The 20,855-nt window shown below is 67.9% G+C and carries 18 protein-coding genes and 1 pseudogene; 14 read left to right on the forward strand and 5 right to left on the reverse strand.

Annotated features, from left to right (window positions below; translation table 11 throughout):
- Positions 1-2: 2 nt before the first annotated feature.
- Together AB0959_RS16555 and AB0959_RS16560 are read right to left on the reverse strand one after the other, a co-directional pair.
- Positions 3-4,361, reverse strand: a complete 4,359-nt coding sequence (locus tag AB0959_RS16555) for an amino acid adenylation domain-containing protein (RefSeq protein ID WP_366827101.1) — start codon at positions 4,359-4,361, stop codon at positions 3-5.
- A complete protein-coding gene (locus AB0959_RS16560; protein ID WP_366827102.1) occupies positions 4,358-6,823 on the reverse strand; it encodes a type I polyketide synthase in 2,466 nt (821 codons plus the stop codon). Before AB0959_RS16560 ends, AB0959_RS16555 begins: the two co-directional genes overlap by 4 nt.
- A 209-nt stretch (positions 6,824-7,032) precedes the next feature.
- On the opposite strand from AB0959_RS16560, the gene AB0959_RS16565 reads away from it, so the two are divergent.
- The 9 genes from AB0959_RS16565 (at position 7,033) to AB0959_RS16605 (ending at position 15,719) form a co-directional block, all read left to right on the forward strand.
- On the forward strand, positions 7,033-7,269 hold the full coding sequence (locus tag AB0959_RS16565; protein WP_366827103.1) for an MbtH family protein: 237 nt from the start codon (positions 7,033-7,035) through the stop codon (positions 7,267-7,269).
- Entirely contained in the window at positions 7,266-7,520 is a 255-nt protein-coding gene (locus AB0959_RS16570) for a phosphopantetheine-binding protein (protein ID WP_366827104.1), read from the forward strand. Before AB0959_RS16565 ends, AB0959_RS16570 begins: the two co-directional genes overlap by 4 nt.
- A gap of 88 nt (positions 7,521-7,608) precedes the next feature.
- A complete protein-coding gene (locus AB0959_RS16575; RefSeq protein ID WP_366827105.1) occupies positions 7,609-8,583 on the forward strand; it encodes a glycosyltransferase in 975 nt (324 codons plus the stop codon).
- Between the two features lie 27 nt (positions 8,584-8,610).
- Positions 8,611-9,996: a condensation domain-containing protein gene (locus AB0959_RS16580; RefSeq protein ID WP_366827106.1), complete on the forward strand. Its 1,386-nt coding sequence runs from the start codon at positions 8,611-8,613 to the stop codon at positions 9,994-9,996.
- Positions 9,932-10,345 carry a transposase family protein gene (locus tag AB0959_RS16585; protein WP_366827107.1) on the forward strand — a complete coding sequence of 138 codons (414 nt, stop codon included), beginning with the start codon at positions 9,932-9,934 and terminating at the stop codon, positions 10,343-10,345. The genes AB0959_RS16580 and AB0959_RS16585 overlap by 65 nt, the downstream gene beginning before the upstream one ends.
- A 33-nt stretch (positions 10,346-10,378) precedes the next feature.
- Positions 10,379-11,617: an MFS transporter gene (locus tag AB0959_RS16590; protein WP_366827108.1), complete on the forward strand. Its 1,239-nt coding sequence runs from the start codon at positions 10,379-10,381 to the stop codon at positions 11,615-11,617.
- A 46-nt stretch (positions 11,618-11,663) separates the two neighbouring features.
- Positions 11,664-13,016, forward strand: a complete 1,353-nt coding sequence (locus AB0959_RS16595) for an NAD(P)/FAD-dependent oxidoreductase (protein WP_366827109.1) — start codon at positions 11,664-11,666, stop codon at positions 13,014-13,016.
- 54 nt (positions 13,017-13,070) lie between these two features.
- A complete protein-coding gene (locus tag AB0959_RS16600; RefSeq protein WP_366827110.1) occupies positions 13,071-14,888 on the forward strand; it encodes a non-ribosomal peptide synthetase in 1,818 nt (605 codons plus the stop codon).
- An 84-nt stretch (positions 14,889-14,972) separates the two neighbouring features.
- Positions 14,973-15,719: a thioesterase domain-containing protein gene (locus tag AB0959_RS16605; protein ID WP_366827111.1), complete on the forward strand. Its 747-nt coding sequence runs from the start codon at positions 14,973-14,975 to the stop codon at positions 15,717-15,719.
- A 107-nt stretch (positions 15,720-15,826) separates the two neighbouring features.
- Here the strand turns inward: AB0959_RS16605 and AB0959_RS16610 are convergent, their stop codons facing one another.
- Positions 15,827-16,438, reverse strand: a complete 612-nt coding sequence (locus AB0959_RS16610; protein WP_366827112.1) for an LmbU family transcriptional regulator — start codon at positions 16,436-16,438, stop codon at positions 15,827-15,829.
- Positions 16,439-16,929: 491 nt separating this feature from the next.
- Here AB0959_RS16610 and AB0959_RS16615 point away from each other — a divergent pair, with 491 nt between their 5' ends.
- From AB0959_RS16615 to AB0959_RS16635, 5 genes are all read left to right on the forward strand, one after another.
- Positions 16,930-17,088 carry a hypothetical protein gene (locus tag AB0959_RS16615; RefSeq protein WP_366827113.1) on the forward strand — a complete coding sequence of 53 codons (159 nt, stop codon included), beginning with the start codon at positions 16,930-16,932 and terminating at the stop codon, positions 17,086-17,088.
- Between the two features lie 11 nt (positions 17,089-17,099).
- On the forward strand, positions 17,100-17,444 hold the full coding sequence (locus AB0959_RS16620) for an MFS transporter (RefSeq protein ID WP_366827115.1): 345 nt from the start codon (positions 17,100-17,102) through the stop codon (positions 17,442-17,444).
- A 272-nt stretch (positions 17,445-17,716) separates the two neighbouring features.
- Positions 17,717-18,466, forward strand: a complete 750-nt coding sequence (locus AB0959_RS16625) for a thioesterase domain-containing protein (protein WP_366827116.1) — start codon at positions 17,717-17,719, stop codon at positions 18,464-18,466.
- Positions 18,454-19,095 (forward strand): class I SAM-dependent methyltransferase, encoded by a 642-nt coding sequence (locus tag AB0959_RS16630; protein WP_366827117.1) that lies wholly within the window; start codon positions 18,454-18,456, stop codon positions 19,093-19,095. The genes AB0959_RS16625 and AB0959_RS16630 overlap by 13 nt, the downstream gene beginning before the upstream one ends.
- 69 nt (positions 19,096-19,164) lie before the next feature.
- Positions 19,165-19,404: an acyl carrier protein gene (locus tag AB0959_RS16635; RefSeq protein ID WP_366827118.1), complete on the forward strand. Its 240-nt coding sequence runs from the start codon at positions 19,165-19,167 to the stop codon at positions 19,402-19,404.
- 293 nt (positions 19,405-19,697) lie between these two features.
- On the opposite strand, the gene AB0959_RS16640 is transcribed toward AB0959_RS16635, so the two are convergent.
- Positions 19,698-19,964, reverse strand: coding sequence for a hypothetical protein (locus tag AB0959_RS16640; protein ID WP_366827119.1), 267 nt, complete (start codon positions 19,962-19,964; stop codon positions 19,698-19,700).
- Between the two features lie 99 nt (positions 19,965-20,063).
- Positions 20,064-20,817: pseudogene (locus tag AB0959_RS16645) on the reverse strand (IS701 family transposase).
- Between the last annotated feature and the right edge of the window lie 38 nt (positions 20,818-20,855).

Consider the following 20,855-nt stretch of genomic DNA (forward strand, 5'->3'; position numbering starts at 1 on the left):
CCCTACTCCGAATGCCTTCTCTCCTGCTGCCGACGGTTCTGTCGGCGCCGCGCGGCTGTGGCGTTGCGCGCCCGGGGGCTCGTGGACTGTCCGTCGAAGGAACGGCGATCCACTTCCGGTTGGAGGGTTTCCGCGAGCGCGGAGATCGTCGGGTAGGTGAAGAAGGACGTCAGCGGGACATCGATGCCGTGCCGGTCACGCAGTTCCTGGCGTATCCGCACCACGAGAAGTGATGTGGTGCCGGCGTCGAAGATGTTCTCCGTGACGCTGACCCGGGATACGTCCAGCACTTCGCTCCAGATCTCGTGCAGAAGATTCTGAACGGGTCCGCTGGGCAGGACATGGTCCGTGCTGGAGACCTGTTGCCGGGCGAGGGCCTTCAAGGCGATCCGGTCGGTCTTCCCGTTCGGGGTCAGCGGCAGTGTCGGCAAGGTCAGAACCCGGTTCGGCACCATGTACTCGGGCAGGCTCTGACGTAGAAACGCCCGCGCGCTGTGCTTCAGCACCCGCAGCAGAGCGCCCTGCCTGGGGTCGTTGCTGACGGGCCCGTCGACCCTCGGCCGCTCGTGGAGGAAGCCCCCGCCCCACTGGCCGCGGCGAGTGAAGACCGTCCGAATGCGTCCTTGCTCCGGGAGGCGAGAGGACCAGGCATGGTGAGTCTCCCAGCCGTGCCGGGCCGCGACCTCGTCGAGTTCCTCCGGCGAACACGTGGGGTGGGGCGTCGCGTCACCCGCCACGTGCTGGGCGAACCGGGCGACGCGGGCGTTCGGGATGCCGTCGACGACGACCGCGACCGAGCTCGACGCGCCGAGCAACCCCTCCAGGCCCGCGTAGTCGGAGACCTCCTCCCAGTCGCGGTACTCGCAGGGCTGCGGCTGGTCCGGTACCTCCCCGCCGACCTTCAGGAGGACGTCGTAGCGAAAGCGCGTCATTTCGTTGTCGAACCCGGAGGCCTTGAGCGAGACCTGAATTCCGGTCACCGCCGGAAGCGCGTCCTGCAGTTCCGCGAAATAGCCGGGGTCGATGAGAAGTTCGTCTTCCTCCAGTGCGTGCCGTGCGGCGAGGGCGCGCAGTTCCTCGGCGCCTATCCGGTCGTCCGTTTGCAGCACGCCGGCGTGGAACGCCTCTGCCAGCTTCAGGCTCCGGAGGTCGCCGACGAAGATGTGACCGCCAGGAACAACGATCTTGCTCGCTTCGGTCAGGACCTCCGTGAGGTAGTCCCGGCCGGGGAAATACTGGGCTACGGAGTTGATCACCACGCAGTCGAAGAGCTCTCCGCCGGCCACGTCCCCGATCTCCGTGGCAGCGGTCGTGGCCAGCCGCACCCGGTCGGCAAGCCCCCTTCGGGCAACCGCGTCCCGCACATGACCGATGGCTTCCGTGGAGAAGTCGATCCCCAGACAGCGGTCGGCCCCAGGGGCCAGGCGCAGCAGCAGCAATCCGGTGCCGCAGCCGATCTCCGCGAAGGAGCGGGCGCCCGTTTCGGCGATCCGGTCGACGGTCCGCGTCACCCAGTCCCGCATGTCCGTCTTCGGCAGTGGCTGCTTCGAGTAGCTGCTCTGCCAGCCCTTCAGGTTGAAGTCGTCCTCGGCGACGGGTTCGCCTTCGGCATAGGTGGTCTCCCAGATGGTGCACCAGTCCTCTGTGGTGCCGTCGGCCTGCTCCGCCACGCTCTCCGGCGTCACGAAGGTGACCATCTGGTCCTCCCCTGCGGAGGTCGTCACGGCCAGCGTGCAGGCGTCGCGGACGCCGGGGCAGACTCGGGCCGCGGCATCGACTTCCCCGGGTTCCACACGGTGCCCACGGATCTTCACCTGGTCGTCGAGACGTCCGAGGTACTCAAGGTTCCCGTCGGACCGCCATCTGACGAGGTCTCCCGTGCGGTAGACGGGCAGCCCTTCGACGTCGACGAACCGCTGCGCGGTCAGTTCGGGGCGGCCGAGGTAGCCCAGTGCCAGCCCCGCACCGCCGATGCACAGCTCTCCAGGTACCCCCATGGGCGTCTGGCGGCCGGCGGCGTCGAGGACGAACAGGCGGGTGTTCGCAATGGGCCGCCCGATCCCGGTGACGGTGTCGGACCGCCCCAGCACCGCACGCGTCGACCATATGGTCGTTTCCGTCGGCCCGTAGAGGTTGTGCACGTCGGGCCCCATCGCGGTCAGCGCTCGGGCGAGCGAGTGCGGCAGGTGCTCGCCGCCGCTCCATATCTGCCGTAGCGCGGGCGGCGTGAGGCGCTGGGACGAGGCGTAGAGCTTCCAGGTCGCCGGGGTGGCCTGCACCACCGTGACCTCCTCGTCGGAGAGCAGCTTGTGCAGGCCTTCCGGGTCGCCCCCGACACCTGGAGGCCCGATCACCAGCGTCCCGCCGGTCAGCAGTGGGAGCCAGAGCTCCAGTCCCGCGATGTCGAAGGACAGGGAGGTCAGTGCGAGCAACCGGTCGCGCGTGCCGAACCCGGTCTCGGACACGAAGTCGTCCAGAAGGTTCCCGAGGCTCTTGTGGTTGACCATCACGCCCTTGGGGCGGCCGGTCGAGCCGGAGGTGTAGATCACGTAAGCCACGTCGTCGCCCAACGGCACGCGGGCCGGCTGTTCGGCCGGGCTCGGGAAGGCGGGCAGGTCCAGCAGCAGCACTTCGGTACCCGCAGGCACGGGGATGCGGTCGGCGAGGTCGCTCATGCTCAGCAGCACCTTGATGCCGGCGTCCTGCGTCATGTGTTCCAGCCGGGCGCCGGGGTACGCCGGGTCGAGTGGTACGTAGGCTCCTCCCGCGGCCCAGACGCCGAGCAGGCCCGCCGGCAGGTCGCGGCCGCGGGGTAGAGCCACACCGACCAGATCGCCCGGCCGCAGCCCACGTGCCGTCAGCGCCGCACCGATCGCCTCCGCTCGTTCGACGAGCTCCGCGTAGGTGTAGGTGCCGTCCGACGCCTTCACCGCGACGGCGTCCGGTCGGCTGCGCGCGGTCGCGGACAGCCTGACGGGGAGGGCGCGAGCGTCGACCGGACGCGTGGGGCCCGTGCCCAGTGCGGCGAGCAGGGCCCGCTCCTCCGCGCCCGCCAGGTCGATGTTCTCGACGCGGACGTCCGGGTTGACGGCGACGACCTCCCACAGCCGCCGCAGGTGCCGGACGAATCGCTCCGCCGTGCCCCGGTCGAAGAGGTCGGTCGCATACCGGAGTCGGCAGTCGAGACCGTCGCTGAGCGGAGTGACATCGAGTACCAGGTCGAACTGTGAGGTTCCCGTCTGGTTGTCGATCAGTTCCAGTTCCGCGTCCGGCAGTTCCGTCTGACCGACAAAACCGTCGTGGAATGCGACCATCACCTGGACCAGCGGGTTGTGGGACAGGCTGCGCTCGGGCGCGATGCCGTCGACGACTTCCTCGAAGGGGACGTTCCGCGACTCGACGCTCCGGTACACGTCACGAACACGCTCGAGGTACGCGGCGAACGTCGGACCGCCGGTCATGTCCGTCGGGATCACGAGGGTGTTGGCGAAGGAACCGATCAGCTCTGGGGTGTCGACCGACGAACGGTTGGCCACCGGGGCTGCCACCAGCAGCCGTGACTGCCGCGACCAGAGACCCAGTACTGCCGAGAACGAGGCCAGAACCGTCGTCTGTAGGGCCGTGCCGTGCTCTCGTGCCGCCTTCTCCAGCTCGCGGACCAGCGACGGCGGGACGCGCCAGGGCAAGGACGCCCCCGCGAAGGTCTGCACGGCCGGCCGAGGGCGGTCGGCCGGCAGATCGACCACCGTCGGGAAGCCCGTGAGCTCGCTCACCTGCGCGGCCCGTCGTTCCATGGCCTCCGGCGTGTTCGCCCACTCACGCTGCCGTCTCGCGAAGTCGACGTAACGCGTGGGCGGCAACTCGGGCAGGTCCGGGACACCGCCCGCCCTGTCCTTTCGGTAGAACTCGGCGACGTCGCGCAGAAAAATGTCCAGAGACCGGGCGTCGGCCACGACGTGATGCAGCACGAACACCAGAACCCTGGTGCCACTGCTGCCCTGCACCAGGCCTACCCGCACCAAGGGAGCGTCGGTCAGGTCGAACGGTTCGCGGGCGAGTTCATCCGCTGTGGCGAAGACCGACGGTTCATCGGACGCGTCGAGCTTCTGCACGGTGACGCGTGCCTCGTCCAGCACCTCCTGGACGAGGGCGTCCTCCAGGATGCCGAAGCGAGTCCGCAGGACCTCATGCCGTTCGATCACGCCGTTGACCGCACGTTCGAGAGCCGGTACGTCCAGTTCGCCGCGTACGAGGAACCTCGCGCACAGGTTGTTCCGGGAGGTCCCGGGCAGCAGCTGTTCAGTGAACCAGAGCCGCTGCTGCGACAGCGAGGCCGGGTTTGCGCTTGCGTCGAGCGTCATCGGCTGACCTGCTTTCCCGACAGTTGCGCCGGGTCGATCCCGGGGCAGTGCTCCAGCAGTGACGGATGCAGAAACGGGGTCCGCTCGAAAGTCCGCGGTGCCATGTCGATCCGGAGCGCGTGATCACGCTCGGCGTAGGCCTGCCAGTCGATCCGCACCCCACGCTCCCAAAGGGCTCCGACCGCCAGGAGCAGCGAACGTTGGCTGTCCGAGGCTTCTCCGTCGGACACCAGGGCCAGGACGGCGTCTTCACGGAGCTGGTCCGTCCGCAGCAGACTCGTCCCGCCGTTCAGCCGGAGGTACACCGCCTCGGGGTGCTCGGACACCACGGCGCGCAGGGCCTCGTCGAACGGGACGTGCTCGCGCAGTTGCGCTCCCCAGTACCCGGGATCACAGGCCTCCTCGCCGGTCAGCCATGTCCCGGTGACGCAGGAGACCGTTGGCGTCGTGGGAGGGTTCAGCCGCACGTCGCGCATCCGACGGGTGAAGCGGACGGCGGCTTCGGCGCGTTCCGCGGTATCCGACATGGCCTGACTGCGCCAGCACACCGCCCGCGCCGCGTCCTCGAACGAGAGGACACCGCTCAGCTGGGCGGCGGTCAGCTCGCCGACGCCGTGCCCCACCAGCAGGTCCGGTCCGACTCCCAGGTCGCTGAGGAATGCGTGCTGTCCGACGCCGAGCAGGTGCAGCACCGGTTGAGAGACCTGCGTCGCGGTCGGGCACCTGCCGTGCAGGAACGCATCGCGCACGGCCGCGAACGTCTGGGGAGGCAGCACCTGTTCCATGGCTGCGAGGCCGTCGTCCACGGTCGACCGGAAGACCGGCTCGGCCTCGTGGAGAGCGAGCGCCGCGTCCGACGCGCCGGCCTCCTCGCCGGGGAGCATGAAGACGAGTGTCGGCGGCCCTTCGGGAACCGTACGGAACCGCACCGGCTGCGGCCACCTCACGCCGGTCGAGCTGTTGTCGACCGGGATCAGCGCGGCCGCGCGCGCGGTGAGTTCCGGGCGACCGGTGCGCAGCGTGTGGCCGATGTCCTGTCGCACCTCGGCCGATGCTCCGTCCACGGACGCACGCACGGTGTCGACGGCTTCGGTGAGGCGTTCCGGGTCGTCCGCGGACAGCGGAAGCAGTTGCCAGGACCGCCCCTTGCGGGCGGCGACGCGCGACTCCGGCTCGGCGTCGCCGATGATGACATGCGCGTTCGTCCCGCCCAGCCCGAACGAACTGACCGCCGCATAGCGGCCCTGGTCCGACCGTTGCCAAGAGGCAGGCTTGTCCGCCAGCTTGAACGGTGTGCCTCGCAGGTCGATGGGCGGGGCCCCGTCCACCAGGGGTGCGTTGGGAGGAATCTGGCCATGGCGCAGGGCCAGAAGGCAAGCGATGATGCCTGCCGCGCCGGCCGCCGCGGTGAGGTTGCCGATGTTCGCCTTGACGGAGTGGAGTCGGCACTCGCCGGCACCGGCTCCGCTGGACCGAAAGGCCTGGGTCGCGGCGTCGATCTCCAGCGCGTCCCCGATGCTCGTGCCCGCGCCGTGCCCCTCCAGCAGGCCGATGGCGGCGGAGTTCAACTCGGCTACGTCGAGGGCTTCTTCGATCAACTCGGTCTGACCGGCGACTCCTGGTGCCGTGAAACCGGCGCGCTCTCGGCCGTCGTTGTTCACCGCGGTACCGGCGATGACTCCGAGGATCGGGTTGCCCGCGGCCAACGCCGCATCCAACCGGCGTAGGAACAGGACGGCAACGCCATTGCCGTCCACCGTGCCGTCCGCTGACGCCATGTATGGCTCGCACCGGCCCCGCCGTGAGTAGATGCCGCCCTCGGTGAACGTATATCCCGCGTCCCGTACGTCCAGGGCGACGCCGCCCGCCAGTGCCGAGTCACACTCACCGGCGAGAATCGCCTGACAGGCGAGATGCACTGCCACACTTGAGGACGAGCAGGCGGTCAGGACGGTCATCGAGGGACCGGTGAGACCATAGGTGTAGGAAACTCTGCTCGACATGTAATCGGGATCGTTTCCAATGGCCAGACCGGCGAGATCCACATCGCTGTCGGCTCCGGCCGAGCAGTTTTCGATCTGCGCACCGTAGCCACTCGTCCGTGATCCGACGAAAACTCCGACGCGATCCGGCAGCGAACCGATGAAGCATCCCGAGCTTTCCACTGCCCGATAACAAGCTTCCACCATTGCCCGATGCTGCGGGTCTGTCAGCTCCGCCTCGGACCGGCCGAATCCGAATGCCTTGAGATCGAACCCGAGGTGATCTTCCATGGAATACGCAACGGGCACGTATGCCGGGTCCTTGTATCTGCGGCCCGGAATCCTACGTCGCACCAGTTCCGCATTGTCGATTTCACGCCGCCCGGAACGTCCCGTACTCAGGAGTCGCCAGAAGTCCGCCGCACTCCGCACACCGGCCGCACGAATCGACATTCCTATCACGGCAACACGATCAGACATTGCCCGCCCACCTCACCCATAGCGTCGACCAGGTCGCCCATGCGGACGACCAGGCGTCCGGCTCGCGATCAAGCTTGTCTCGCCAGCGAGACAAGCACAATAATCAGCCTGGTGAGGCGTGCCGGGCACAGCGGGCATACCTGCGCCCCATTTCGACACTTTGTCGCCCTTGCGCTGCAAGGTCGTAGATGATTCTGAAGGGGGAGCCCGTGGCGAATCCACTCGAAGACGACGAGGGCGTTTATCTGGTACTGGTCAACGACGAGAACCAGCACTCTCTGTGGCCTGCGTTCAGATCGGTGCCGGCGGGCTGGAAGGTGGTACACGGAGAGGACACTCGAAAGAGCTGTCTCGAGTATGTTTCCGCGCACTGGACTGATATGAGGCCGGCCAGCCTGGTCAGGGCGATGGACGACGAACCGCGCAGAGAGGTCTCGGGAACATGACGAACGACAGCGAGTTCCGCAACTCCATGGACGCATTGATAGTCGACAAGGTGCGGAAACTGACGGGTAACGCCGACATCGGCCTCGACGACGACTTCTTCGACGTGGGCGGCAACTCCATCATCGCCATCCGACTCGCACAGGCCCTGAGCGAGGAACTCGGGATACGCCGAAATGTCCGCATCGTTTTCAAGAATCCCGTACTCAGGGACCTCAGTGATGCCCTGGGAGCTCTTGACCCGATCTCGTGAAGGTGTCCTGATCGCGTCCCGAGCCATCGACCGGCGCCGAGTTGAGCTTCTGCACCGGTCGTAATCCATGGGAAAGGTTTGGTGTGTCATGCGGCCGACACTGAGCGTCGTCATTCCGATGTTTGACGTCGAGCCCTACATCTCCGCCTGCCTCGAGTCGTTGCTCGACCAACACGTCGCGGACGTCGAGATCATCGTGGTCGATGACGGATCCACGGATCGCAGCCACAGCGTCGCCGAACAGTGGGCGCGCAAGAGCTCCCGCGTTCAGGTGATCCGACAGCCGCATTCCGGAGTGAGCGCTGCCCGAAATGCCGGCGCTCGGGCGGCCCGCGGACGCTATCTCGCTTTCTGCGACGGTGACGACATCGTGCCGACCACCGGGTACGCCTCGCTCATCAGGTCGCTGGAACACACCGGATCCGACCTCGCAACCGGAGGCGTACGTCGACTGCACAGCTCCGGTGCGGAACCGTATTCCGGATACCAGGACGTGTTCGAGCAGGACCGGCGACGCACACACATCCGGAGCCACACCGCGCTGGTACGCGACCGTATGGTCTGGAACAAGGTGTTCCGGCGCTCGTTCTGGAATGCGCGAGATTTCGTGTTCACCTTGCCCGAGTACGAGGACGCGCCGGTGATGATACGCGCGCACATCGAGGCGTCGTCCGTCGATGTGCGGTCGGAGGTCGTCTATTTCTGGCGTATCCGCGAAGAAGGCGTGCCGTCGATCACTCAGCGGGGCGAAGAACCGGAGAACATCGCGGCCTGTATGCGGATGGTGCTCGACACATTCGAGGTGATCACGGATCTCGCCCCGGAACTTGTCCCCCCGTACGCGGACGACATGTGCCGCGGCAACGTTCGGCGGGCGCTCCGCAACCTGCATCTGCACAGTGACGCCACACTGCGCGACGCGCTGTCGCCCGCCCGCTCGTTCGTCAGGAGTCTTCCCGCCGCCCTTCTCGACGCGTTGCCGGCCACGGACCGGCACCTGATGGATCTGCTGGTCCGCGGTGAACTGTCAGAGATCCGTCGCGTGGTGGAGGAACCGGAATAAATCATGGCCGAAGCGAGAGGCGGGGCATTGTCAGAGATCGTTGAGAACGCGGCGGGGGAACGAGAAGGCCGTCTGAACTGGCCCCAGGCCGACTGGTTCGCCGGGCGCCCCACTGACCCCGAGGAGCTCAAGAAGCACAACGAGGACGCTCACGAGGACAACCTGTACACCGTGGTCGACGGCCAGGGGGCCACGGTCCCTCAGGTGCTTCAGTCACTGACCCAGTTGGTCGCCCGGCACGAGTCCCTGCGCACCCTGCTGTCGTTGGGCGGAAACAGCAGTGACAGGCAGCGGGTCACCGCGGTGTCCGCCGCGGCGGTGGAGGCCGCCGTCTCGGTGAGCAGCGTCCAGGCAGCCGAGGAGCTCTTCACCCGGGTTCGGCATTCGTCCTTCGAGCTGTCGTCGAAGTGGCCGTTCCACGCGGTGGTGTCGACCACGGGCGGGCGCGTCGAGGAGATCGGCCTGGTGACCGACCACAGCGCCGTCGACGGGTGGGGCATGAACGTGCTGCGGCGGGATCTTGACGGATTACTGCGGGGGGTGCCACCCGCCGATCCGGACGTCACGCAGCCGTTGGACGTCGTCCGCTGGGAGGACTCGGAGGCGGGGGAGCACCATCGCCGGCAGGCTCTCGAGTACTGGACCGGTCAGTTCCAGGAGCTGCGGAAGGCTGTGGGGCCACAGGGCGGCGTCGATGCCGGCTCGTCGGTCGTCTCCACGGACGCGGACCGGTACGCCGGCTGCATGCTGCGTTCCGCCTCCCTGCTCAAGGCGGCCGAGGTCGCCTCGGCCAGGCTCCGGGTGCCGGTGGCCACGGTGCTGCTGATGGCGTACGGTGCGGCGCTGTGCCGTCTCACCGGCACTCCGTCGATCGGCGTGCTGGCCCTCTCCCACAACAGGTGGCTGGAGAACGTCCGGTCCAGTGCGAGCAAGATGTTCCTGCAGGCTCCGGTGCTCGTGTCCAGTCCGTCTCCGGAGGACCTCCCCCGCGCCGCGAGAGACACCTTCCGCCGGCACACCCAGGCCAACCTGTTCGCCCACATCGATCGTGCCGAGGCCGAGACCGTCAGGGATGAGCTGCTGCCCGGCGCGCACTCGATCCGGGTCGCCGGCGCCCTGTTCAACTTCATCGACACATCGATTTTCGACTTCCACGCCGATCCACAGGGGCCTCTCGCGTCCTCCCTCGCGCCGCGGCTCCTCCCCGACGAGGAGATCGCCTTCGAGGCGGAACGGAAGCACGGTCCGCCGCTGATGCTGTTCGCTTGGCAGGAGTCCGGCAGCATCGCCATGCGGCTCGCCTGGCGGCTGAACGGAGAACTCACCCGCCCGGGCGACCTCTTCCTGCGTGACATCGGCGACGCGGTCACGGCGCTGGCACGCGGCCTCGATCCCCAGGCCGGCGCGTCGTGAGGTCGTCCAGGATGAGGCCCTGGCCACGCCCCGGACACGGATCACGTCCTCGTGGCGAGGGCTGACAGCGGCGTGTCAGGCCCTACTCGTTCGCGAGCGTCCGCGGTACGGCGACACCTACGCCCACCTCTCGGCCTGGTTCGGCATGGGGATCGCCACCGTGTGCCGCTACGTCCACGAGGCCGTCGCCATCCCGGACGACGCCCAGGGGGCGTGCGGGCCGCGGACCTGCGCCTCGGTGCCGTCGGACCGCAGGGGCACGTCTGCCGTGCCCGCGTGGGCGAAGGCCGGGGTGCCCAGGCGCGGGCAGCAGCACGTCCGGCCTGGTGCGAGGCCTGGCTCCCGTTGACTGGCACGCCGCCCAGCCCCGACGATCAAGCGCATGTCTGCCGCCCTGGCGCCGCTGCGCCACCGCCCGTTCCGTCACCTCTTCATCGGTACGACGGCCAATCTGCTCGGCGACGGAGTGGCGCCGATCGCCTTGGCATTCGCCGTACTCGACGCCACTGGCTCGGTCGGCTCGCTCGGTTTGGTGGTCGGCGCCCACTCCCTCACCAGCATCCTCTTCCTGCTGTTCGGCGGGGTGTTGGCGGACCGCCTGCCGCGCGGCCCGCTGCTGGTCGGCAGCAGCCTGATCAGCGCCGCGAGCCAGGCGATGGCCGCCACCCTGGTCCTCACCCACAACGCCGCCATTCCCCTCCTCATGGCCCTCGCCGCGGTCAACGGGGCGTCGAGTTCCTGCTACCAGCCCGCGGCCCAGGCCCTGTTACCCCAGGTCGTGCCGGCCGAGTTCCGCCGCGCCGCCCTCGCGCTCTCCCGGATCGCGGGCAGCAGCGCCACGATCGTGGGCGCCTCGCTGGGCGGCGTGCTGGTCGCGGCGATCGGTCCCGGCTGGGGCCTGGCCGTCGACGCGCTCAGCTTCGCGTCAGCCGCCGCGGCCTTCGCCCTGGTCCGCGTCCAGGCCGCGCCGCCCGCGCCCAGCCCCGGCGTGCTGCACGAACTGCGCGTCGGCTGGCAGGAGTTCACCTCCCGCAGCTGGGTGTGGGTGATCGTGGTGGCCTTCTGCTTCCTCAACGCCGGCGTCACCGCCTCGTTCACCGTCCTCGGCCCGGCCGTGGCGGACACCACCGGGATCGGCCGCACCGGCTGGGGTCTCGCCGTCGCCGCGGCCTCGCTCGGCGCGGTCGCCGGCGGTCTGCTGTCGCTGCGCTGGCGGCCCCGGCGCGCGATCCTGGTCGGCTGCGCGCTGATGAGCCTGACGGCGCTGACGCCGCTGCTGCTCGCGCTCGCGCCGTACACCTGGGTGCTGGTGGTGGCCAACTTCGTGTCGGGTGTGGGCGTCGAGCAGGCCGGCGTCGCCTGGTACTCGACCCTCAACGACCAGATCCCCGAGGACCGTCTCGCCCGCGTCTACGCCTACGACGATCTCGGCTCCTGTCTCGCGCTCCCTCTCGCCCAGTTCGCCGCCGGTCCCGCCGTACTCCTCATCGGCCTCCACGCCACCCTCTACGCGGCCGCAGCGCTCATCCTCCTCGCCACCCTGGCCATGGTTGCCACCCCCTCCGTCCGAGCGCTGGCCCCGAAGTCCTCGGAACCGCTGCCCGCCGCCGAAGCGGTGTGACACGGGGCCCGGCACGCCCCCCTTCCGGAACACACAAGGAGACGAGTTGCCGACCAACGTGTTGACGGTCGATTACCTGGTCATCGGCGCTGGTGCCATGGGAATGGCTTTCGCCGACGTCCTGGTCGGCGAAAGCACGTCCACGATCGCCGTCGTGGACCGCAATGACGCCCCGGGCGGTCATTGGACCGTTTCCTATCCATTCGTCAAGCTGCACGGGCCCTCGAACTTCTACGGCGTCGTTTCCCGGCCGATGCCCAGTGACGAGGGAACGCGAAGCCTCGCGTCACGCGATGAGATCCTGCACTACTACGACCGTGTGATGCGCGAGACGTTGCTCGCCTCGGGGCGCGTCACCTATCTGCCCAAGCACCACGTCGACGTGGTGGAGCCCGGCCGCCGGGCCAGAGCCCGCTCACTGGTGACAGGGGAGACGACGGAGATCGTCGTGCGCAAGCGCGTCGTCGACGCCTCGTACATGAACATCACTGTCCCCGCGATGCGGCCCGCCGGTTTCGACGTCGACGACGCGGCGACCGTGGTCCCGATCAACCAGCTCGCCGAACTGGACCGCGCACCCGAGCGGTTCACCGTCATCGGCGCCGGCAAGACCGGGATCGACGCCTGCCTGTGGCTGCTGGAGCGGGGCATCGACCCTGATCGCCTCACCTGGATCGTGCCCCGTGACGCATGGCTGATCAACCGTGAACTCGAATGGCAGAGCGACGGCTTCCAGCCGCTGATGAAGCTGCTGGTGTGCCGCTCGGCCGACGACGTGATCAGCGTCCTGGAGGAGAAAGGCGTCGTCATACGGCGTGACCCCGACGTCGAACCGGCTGCCTTCCGGTGCGCCACAGTGGACACCGAGGAACTGGTCCAGCTCCGCCGGATCAAGAACGTGGTACGTCTGGGGCGGGTGCGTGCCGTCGGTGCCTCGATCGTGACGCTCGACGAGGGAACGATCCCGACCACGCCGGAGACGGTGCACGTCGACTGCACCGCGGACGGCCTGACGCAGAAGCCGCTGAAGCCGGTGTTCGAGGACGGCGCCATCACGCTCCAGCCGCTGCTGCCGTGTCTCCTTGCGCCCAGCGCGGCCATCGCCGCCCGCCTGGAGTGCATGGACGGTGACGACGAGTGGCGCAACGGCCTGTGCCCACCGGTCGTCAACCCCGACTCCTCGCGCGACCTGCTGTCCTTCTACTCCCTCAGGCTGGAGCGGATGGCGCGGTGGGCGCGCTCGCCCGAACTGTTCGAGTGGCTCGTCACGTCCCGCTTCGTGACCGGGACCGGACTGGAGAGGATGGCCGAACCGGACGCGCAGGCCACCGTCTCCTTCTTCGCCTCGCGCATGGAGGACCTCCTCAAGGCCGACGCCGCCGTGTCCGCCGCCGGGTGACCCGGAGCCCCACATCACAGCCGACCATCTGGAAAAGGTGCAAAGGGACCGAGAATGACATCGACCGCTGAATCGGTGCACGCGGCTTTCGAGCGGCGGGCGGCCACCTTCCCGGACGCAGTAGCGCTATCCATGAGCGGCCGATGTGTCACCTATGCGGAGCTCAACGCGCGGGCCAACCAGCTCGCCCGGCACCTGCGCGGCAAGGGAGTGGACGTGGAGACCCCGGTCGGGGTCTGCACGGAGCGATCCGTCGACACCGTCGTCGCCCTGATCGCGGTCCTGAAGGCCGGCGGGCACTACGTCGCGCTCGACCCACGCCAGCCGCGCGAGCGTCACGAACTTCTGACGGCGGAGGCAGGCATCCGCCTGATCCTCACTCAGGAGCTGCTGCTCGCACGGGTTTCCGGGCTGACCGACGTCCTGGTGCTCGACTCCGACGCCCTCGAACTCACCGGTCTGTCCACCACCGACCTCGCGCTACCCGTACTGCCGGACCATGCGGCCTACGTGGCTTACACCTCCGGGTCGACCGGCAGGCCCAAGGGCGCGTGCATCACGCACCGCGCCGTGCTTCGTCTCGTCCGGAGCAGCAACTTCCTGGCGGTCGAACCCGACGACGCCTTCCTGATGTTCGCTCCGCTCGCCTTCGACGCCTCGACGCTGGAGATCTGGGCCCCTCTGCTGGGCGGCGCCCGGCTGGCCGTCGCGCCGCCCGGCGCGCCGTCCTTGGCGGAGCTGGCCGAGACGGTCGTACGGGAGCGAGTGACCGTGCTGTGGCTGACCGCGGGTCTCTTCCACCAGATGGCCGAGGGCCCGATGGCCCGGATGACCACGCTGCGTCAGCTGCTGGCCGGCGGGGACGTGCTCTCCCCGCACCACGTTGACCGCACGTTCGCCGCCCTTCCCGGAATCCGTCTGGTCAACGGCTACGGCCCGACGGAGAACACCACGTTCACCTGCTGCCACGTCATGGAGGCACCGGCCGAGGGCGACACCGTCCCGATCGGCAGGCCCGTCACCGGTACCGAGGTGTACGTGCTCGACGACCGTCTGCGGCCGGTGCCGGACGGCGAGAGCGGCGAACTCTATGCCGGAGGAGCCGGCGTGGCCCGCGGCTACGTGGGGCGCCCGGACCTGACCGCGGACCGATTCCTGCCCGATCCGTTCGGCTCCGAACCCGGCGCACGGATGTACCGCACCGGCGACCTCGTCAGGCGCCGGACCGACGGGGTCGTCGAGTACCTCGGGCGCCTCGACCACCAGGTCAAGGTCCGCGGCTTCCGCATCGAGCCCGGTGAGATCGAGACGGTGCTGCTGGCCCACCCCGGCGTCAAGGACGCCTGCGTCGTGGTCCAAACCCCCACGGTGGCGGAAAAGCGCCTGACCGCCTTCTACGTCTGCGCCGAGAACGTCGCGGCCGTGGACCTGCGCGAGCTCCTTCGCCGTTCACTGCCGCCCTACATGGTTCCGGCGGTCTTCGCCCGGCTCGAAGCCCTGCCCCTGACGAGGAACGGCAAAGTCGACCGGGCCGCGCTCGCGGCACGCCAGATCCGCGAGCGCCCCGAGACGAACGCCGACTTCCGGGCCGCGCGGACGCCGGTCGAACGGCAAGTCGCCGACTTGTGGGCCGATTTGATGGGGCTGGACGAGGTCGGCGTGGACGACGACTTCTTCGAGCTGGGCGGCGACTCCCTGCTGGTGACTCGGATCGTCACCGACATCGCCGAGCGCTACGGCGTAGAACTCCGCCCGCGCGACCTCTACTTGAGCTCGACCGTCGCCGAACTGGCCGAGATCATCGACAAAGCGCTGTCGCCTGGAGCCCCGGCGCCGGCCCCGTCAGGAGCGGACGCGGCGACGACGGACTAACGACGTCCGCCCCGCCCCGCCGCGAGCTGCTTTCGTCACCACTCGCCCCCGCTCCCCGTTCCGACGTTCCACATGAGGAGAAGGATGACTTCCGCCCAGCGTCCCTCGAAGTGGCTGCTGCGCCGCCCCAAGAACGACAGCCCCGCGCGCGTCTTTCTGTTCCCCTACGCAGGGGTGGGAGCGTCGATGTATTCAAGATGGCCGCGGTACATCGGCGGCGCCGAGGTCTGCCTCGTGCAGCTGCCCGCGCGCGAGAACCGGCTGCGGGAACCGCACTTCGGCACCTACGACGCCCTGGCCGGCCCCCTGTTGGAGGGGCTGGAGCCCTACCTCGACCGCCCCTTCACCTTCTTCGGCCACTGCAGCGGGGTCCTGCCCGCGTTCGCCGTCACGGTGGAACTGGCCCGGCAGGAGCGGCGGCTGCCGGACCGGCTCTTCGTCTCCTCCCAGGTGGCCCCGCACGACGGCCCGTACGGGCGCCTGCTGGAGCTCACCGAGGACGAACTCCCCCAGGAGATCGAGGCCATGACCCGGGCCATGGGCGGCGAGGTGCATCCCGACCTCGTCGAGCTCGGCGTGCAGCTCCTCGCCGCCGACATCGAGGCCAACCGCCGGTACCGGCCCACCGAGCCGGTGCGGCTCGCGACCGCCATCACCACCGTCGGCTGGCGGGAGGACACGGTCATCCCCGCCGGGCTCATGGGCGGTTGGCACCAGTACGCCGATGAGGGGCGCGTCCGCGAGGTACTCCTGGACGGCGCCCACTACGATTTCCTGGGCGCCCCGGACGCGTTGCTCACCGAGCTGGCCCACGACATGGAGAACAAGTAGGCCGGCTGGACGGCGGGATCGTACAGGTGACCTTCGGCGCGGGTTGGGTGGCCAGAGCCTTCTTGGCCTGGTCCACCCAACCGCGTACGCTCTCAGAACGGATGTGCTCAGGAACAGGCGATGGCGCGCCGTACGATCTTCGCCGCCCAGGTCTCGATCGGCTCGCCGTCCCTCCTGGCGGCTCTCTCCAGACCCTCCAGGTCCTCGGCCGAGAACTGGAGTTTCAGCGGGCGCGCTTCGGGCTCGGAGGTGGTGTCGAGCAGGGCCGGCGTCGACGTGGACCCGGCCGCTGTGCGGTCGATGCCGCTTGCCTCGTCGTCGCTGTCGGCATCTGACGGCGTCAGGTTGCCTTGCCGCATGAGCAGACTGCTGCGAACCTCACGGCGCAGCTTGTTTCTGCTCCAGCCCAGTTCTTCCGCCTTCCGCAGCCAGTAGTCCTGCTCCGGCTGTTCAAGGGCCACGACTTCGAGATGGTGGCTGAAGCTCAGGGCTTGATACCTGCGGGACAACGAAAACGCGCGCGCAACCCAGCTGTAGTTGCGCAGGGTCTGGTAACTGAGCGACGTACGCCTGATGGCTTCCTCGTAGCGGTCGTGGAACACGGACTCGCCGTAGACCAGCCAATCGGCGATCCACCAGGTGGAGGAGTCGGCGAAGGAGAACAGTTCGGTACCCAGATCTTCCCAGGTGCTGAAGCTCTGCTTGGTCGTGAACAGCAAGCCAGATTTGTGGAGCTGGACACCCGAGCCCCGCGGTCGCCGCGCAACACCTGCCGCTGCTGTGTGCCGTGCGGCTTGGTTTGGGGAGCTGACAACCTTACGCACCGTTACCCCCTGGACACGTTCCGCGCATCGTCTGACCTTCAGTGATCGTATCGATCACCGAAGGCCGTACGCACGTAACTTTCACGCCGTGATCATTCTTGATTGGCACTCTTCCCCAAAGCCTGGCGTTTAAAGCCAATTGGCTTACGTAAGGATGTGACGGTACTGCCGAATAGCTTCGAATTAACTCTCGGATGGGCGGCGGAGACTTACGCTCGCAGCCGCTATCCGGATGTGTCAACGGTGTGTAACGCGAGGGAAGTTGCTCACCGCGACGCAAACCACGAGGTCGCATGCGCTCACGGATGCCATGCAGCGCAACGCCGTGACATGGATCACTATTCCTTGCTCTGGCGCGGCCCCGACCTGCGCGTATGATCCCGAAGGTGAGTGACGCCAGCGGAATTGAAATAGCCACCGATGTGCCACGACAGGTTCCGCTACGGCGCAACAGGGGCTTTCGAATGCTGTGGATCGGGCAGTTGCTGTCCGATACCGGCACACAGATCAGTGGGATCGCCTACCCGCTGCTCATCCTGGCCTGACCCATTCGGCGGTGCTCGCCGGGGTCGTCGGCACGGTGCGGGCCATTACCGTGCTGTGCGTGAAACTGCCCGCTGGGGCACTTTCGGACCGGTTCGACCGGCGACTGACGATGATCATCTGCGACATCACGCGAGCGGTGCTGCTGGCTCTGCTCGGCATTCTGATCGCACTGGATGCCGCGTCCTGGCAGGTGGTCCTGGCCGTGAGCCTGATCGAGGGAGCTGCCGGTGCCGTCTTCGATCCGTCCGCCGCCGCCGCGCTGCCGGGAATCGTGCCGGACGAGCAGCTGGAGCAGGCGTGGGCCGCTAGCCCGTCGCGGGTCTTCATGGCGGTTTTCCGGTCACCTGACGCTTGACGACAGGCAGTCAGGGGCTCGAAGACCCGCCGGGCCCTTGACGAACTCTCGGAGCTCGAAGCAAGATCGACGGCGCAATGCAATCGGTCGCCGGAAGGTCACTCGACGCGATCCACCCTTGTTCGATATATCAAACACGAGGCACAGGGGCGCGCTTATCCCCTTGCATTTCGCCCGTTCTCGGGGGCATCGTCGCGAATCGGAAGGAAGGCAATTCCATCAGCGAACGCATATTCCTGTACGGCCCGCCGTCCTCTGCAGCCGACCTTCGCATGTTCTGCCTGCCGTACGCGGGCAAGGGCGCCAGCCTCTATCGGCAGTGGTGGGAGGGCTCGGACCAACGGATCGAGTTCGTGCCGGTCCAGTTACCGGGCAGGGAGAACCGTTTCCGGGACAGCCTTGTCCACGACATGCACGAGCTGGTGGACTTCCTTGCCGCCGATCTTGCGCCGCATACGGATCGGCCCTACGCGCTGTTCGGCTACTGCATGGGAGCAGGCGTCGCGTTCGAGCTGGCGTACAAACTGTCCGACCTCACCGGGAACCGGGCCCAGCACCTGGTCGTCGCGGGGGGCGCCCCGCCGCACCGGCTGCAGGCCGTGCCGTCGGCGCAACCGCGCACGGACGAGGAGTTGATGACCGAACTGCGGGGACTGGGCGGCACACCCCAGGAGGTACTGGACGACGAGCGGCTCCTCTCGTTCGCCCTGCCCGTGCTCCGCGCGGACTGGCGCGTCGTAGACGGGTACGGCTACCAGCCCAGACCGGCACTGGACATCCCGATCACGGTACTCGGCTCCACCGACGACCCCGGTCTCCCCACGGACGAGCTCCAGCACTGGGACCACCACACCCATGCCGGCACCAAGGTCCACGTCTTCCCCGGCGACCACTTCTTCGTGGACCGCTGTCGTGAGGAAGTCCGAAGCCTCCTGGTCAGCGAGCTGACTGTCGACACGAACGCGTCGCGCGCGGCACCGCACGACCTCGATGCCGCCGACGAAACGACGTGCTCGTCGTGACGGACGATACGGACAAGACTGGTCCGGACCCGGCCGACGACGACCGGATATCGAAAGCGTGCGCAACGCTTGGCCACGGCGACGACCTGCGCGACAGGGCCGGAACCGCGCCCGCCCGGATTCTGGAACTCGGGGCCGGCATCGTCGCTACCACGGATGACTTACTGCCGCAGCTGGCCGCCACTGGGATCAAGCTGCGTTACGTTTACAACGATATCTCACCAGAGTTCCTCAAGGCGGGGGGCGAACGCTTCCCCGCCCACCCGTTCGTCGAGTTCGAGTTGCTCGATATCAAGAGGAGGAGTGGGCTGGCCGCACCGCCGGCGGACGTGTTGCTGTCGGCGAATGTGCTCCACAACGCCCACGATGTCGGGGCGACGCTGACGCAACTACGGCGGATGACCGCGGACCGGCGCTGTTCATGCTGTCGGCCCCCGAGGAGAAACCCCGGCCTGGCTCGGCCGACTTCCGGTCCGCCGAGAACTGCGTTTTGCTCACCCCCGCAGAGTGGCACGAGCAATTGCGTCTGGCCGGCTTCACCTCAAAAGCCACAGTTCCGGACGGAAGGGGGGCCTGCGGCGGTGCTGAAACAGCATCTCTACGTGGCCACCCCCGGCACGGCAGCATGACATGGGATTGCAGAGAATCTAGTGGGTCAGGAGACCGCATTGTCCTCTCACAGCAGCACTCGGGATGTCATGTCCCAGATGTGGCTCCAGAGCCTTGGCCGTTCGACCGATGGCCAGGTTGAGGATCACGAGAAGTTCTTCGAATGCGGAGGTGACTCGATCGGCGCCATCAAGCTGTACATGGAAACGGAAGAGCGGCTTGCCCAGCTCGTCGATGCCGCCGAATTTCTGGGGACCCTTGCGGAAGGCGATTTCGGGGACATCGTGCGGCTGGCGGAGGGCGCCGGGGGTGAAAAGGTTTCCGCGTAGGCCTTCGAGGTCACGGAGGGTCGCCTCGTCACGAGAATCCGGCGAGACCCACTATTCAGGTTCAATCGGCGATGTCCGGCTGTCGTGACGAGTGGTGATCCCTGCGGTACGTCGGCCTTATTACTCCAGTTGCAGTTCGCTATCGCCGCTGGTCAGGAGCCTGTTTCCGACTGTAGCGAGCTGACGGTCCGTCACGTGGCGGGAGTTCGTGACCGGCGGTGCGCCGCTTGTAGTGGCAGCGTCTGGCAGTCGCCTGGTGACGGCGCCACCACCGGGACCATCTCAGTACCTGATCAGTGTGCCGGTGGTGTCCTGCGGAAGGCGTGGGCGAGCATGGCCAGGGTGATGTGCCGGTACCAGCCGATGTACCGGCGGACCTCGTACTGGTCCAGGCCGCACTCGTTCTTCGCTGTCTGGAAGCACTCCTCGATCGCCCATCTGGAGCCGGCCACGCGGACCAGTTCGGAGACGTCCGTCTCCGTGGGGGCGAAGGCGAGGTAGTAGGCGATCTCCTCGGGGCGGGCCAGGCTACGACGGGCCAGCACCCAGCGGTGATGCATGGGTGTCCCGCCGTTTGTGTCGTCGGTCGCGGGGAGCCTGGCTGCGGCCCAGTCGTAGACCCGAGGCCCCTTCGCGCCGTCGCCGCACGAGATTCGCTCTCAGGCGTCGTCGGGGGCACCGGTGAGAACATGGTCGATGCGCCAACTCCCCGCAGGCGACTTGACTTGCTGCGACTTGGGAACCGCCAGGACGTAACCCACCCCGGCCTCCTCCAGCATCCGCCTAAAGCCCCGCTCCTGGCCGTAGGCCGCATCCGCGGTCACCCAGGCGATCGGCAGCGCGGATTTGAGTGCCCTCGATACCATCGCGCGCCAGTTCGGGCTTCGTCGCCAAGGACCTGTCCTCAGGAATTCTCGCCGTGCGGCACCGATCCGGGTCATCGCTCCAGGACTTGGGCAGATACAGCTCCCGGTCCACCAGGGCCCGCCCCTTCACCGAGGCATAGGCGGCGAACACGCCGATCTGGCAGTTCTCGGTGCGGCCGGCCGTCCCCGAATATTGGCGCTGCACCCCGGCTGAGACGGTGCCTTTCTTCAGGAAGCCGGTGTCATCCACGATCAGCACACCGTCAGGTCGGCCGAGCCGCTCGGCGACGTATTCCTGCAGGTCACCACGGATCTCGTCTGCATCCCACTGGCACCAGGACAGCAGCCGCTGCAGGCCGTAGGGGGTGGCATGGCCGACGTGCTCGGCCAGCTGCCAGCTGTTCTTCCGGCCGACCGGGCCGAGCAGCCCGCGCACGTAGTCCTGCATCCGACGCCGCGGCTCGATGCGCCCGAACCGCTGCCCCACCCGCAGCAGCAACGACTCCAACTCGGTCGCCCACAGCCCTGCTTCGATATCCGGCTCCATGGCAGGCTCAACGCGCCCCAATCGGGCGGGTCACGAAC

The organism is Streptomyces sp. NPDC046862, from assembly GCF_040704615.1.
Classification (GTDB): domain Bacteria; phylum Actinomycetota; class Actinomycetes; order Streptomycetales; family Streptomycetaceae; genus Streptomyces.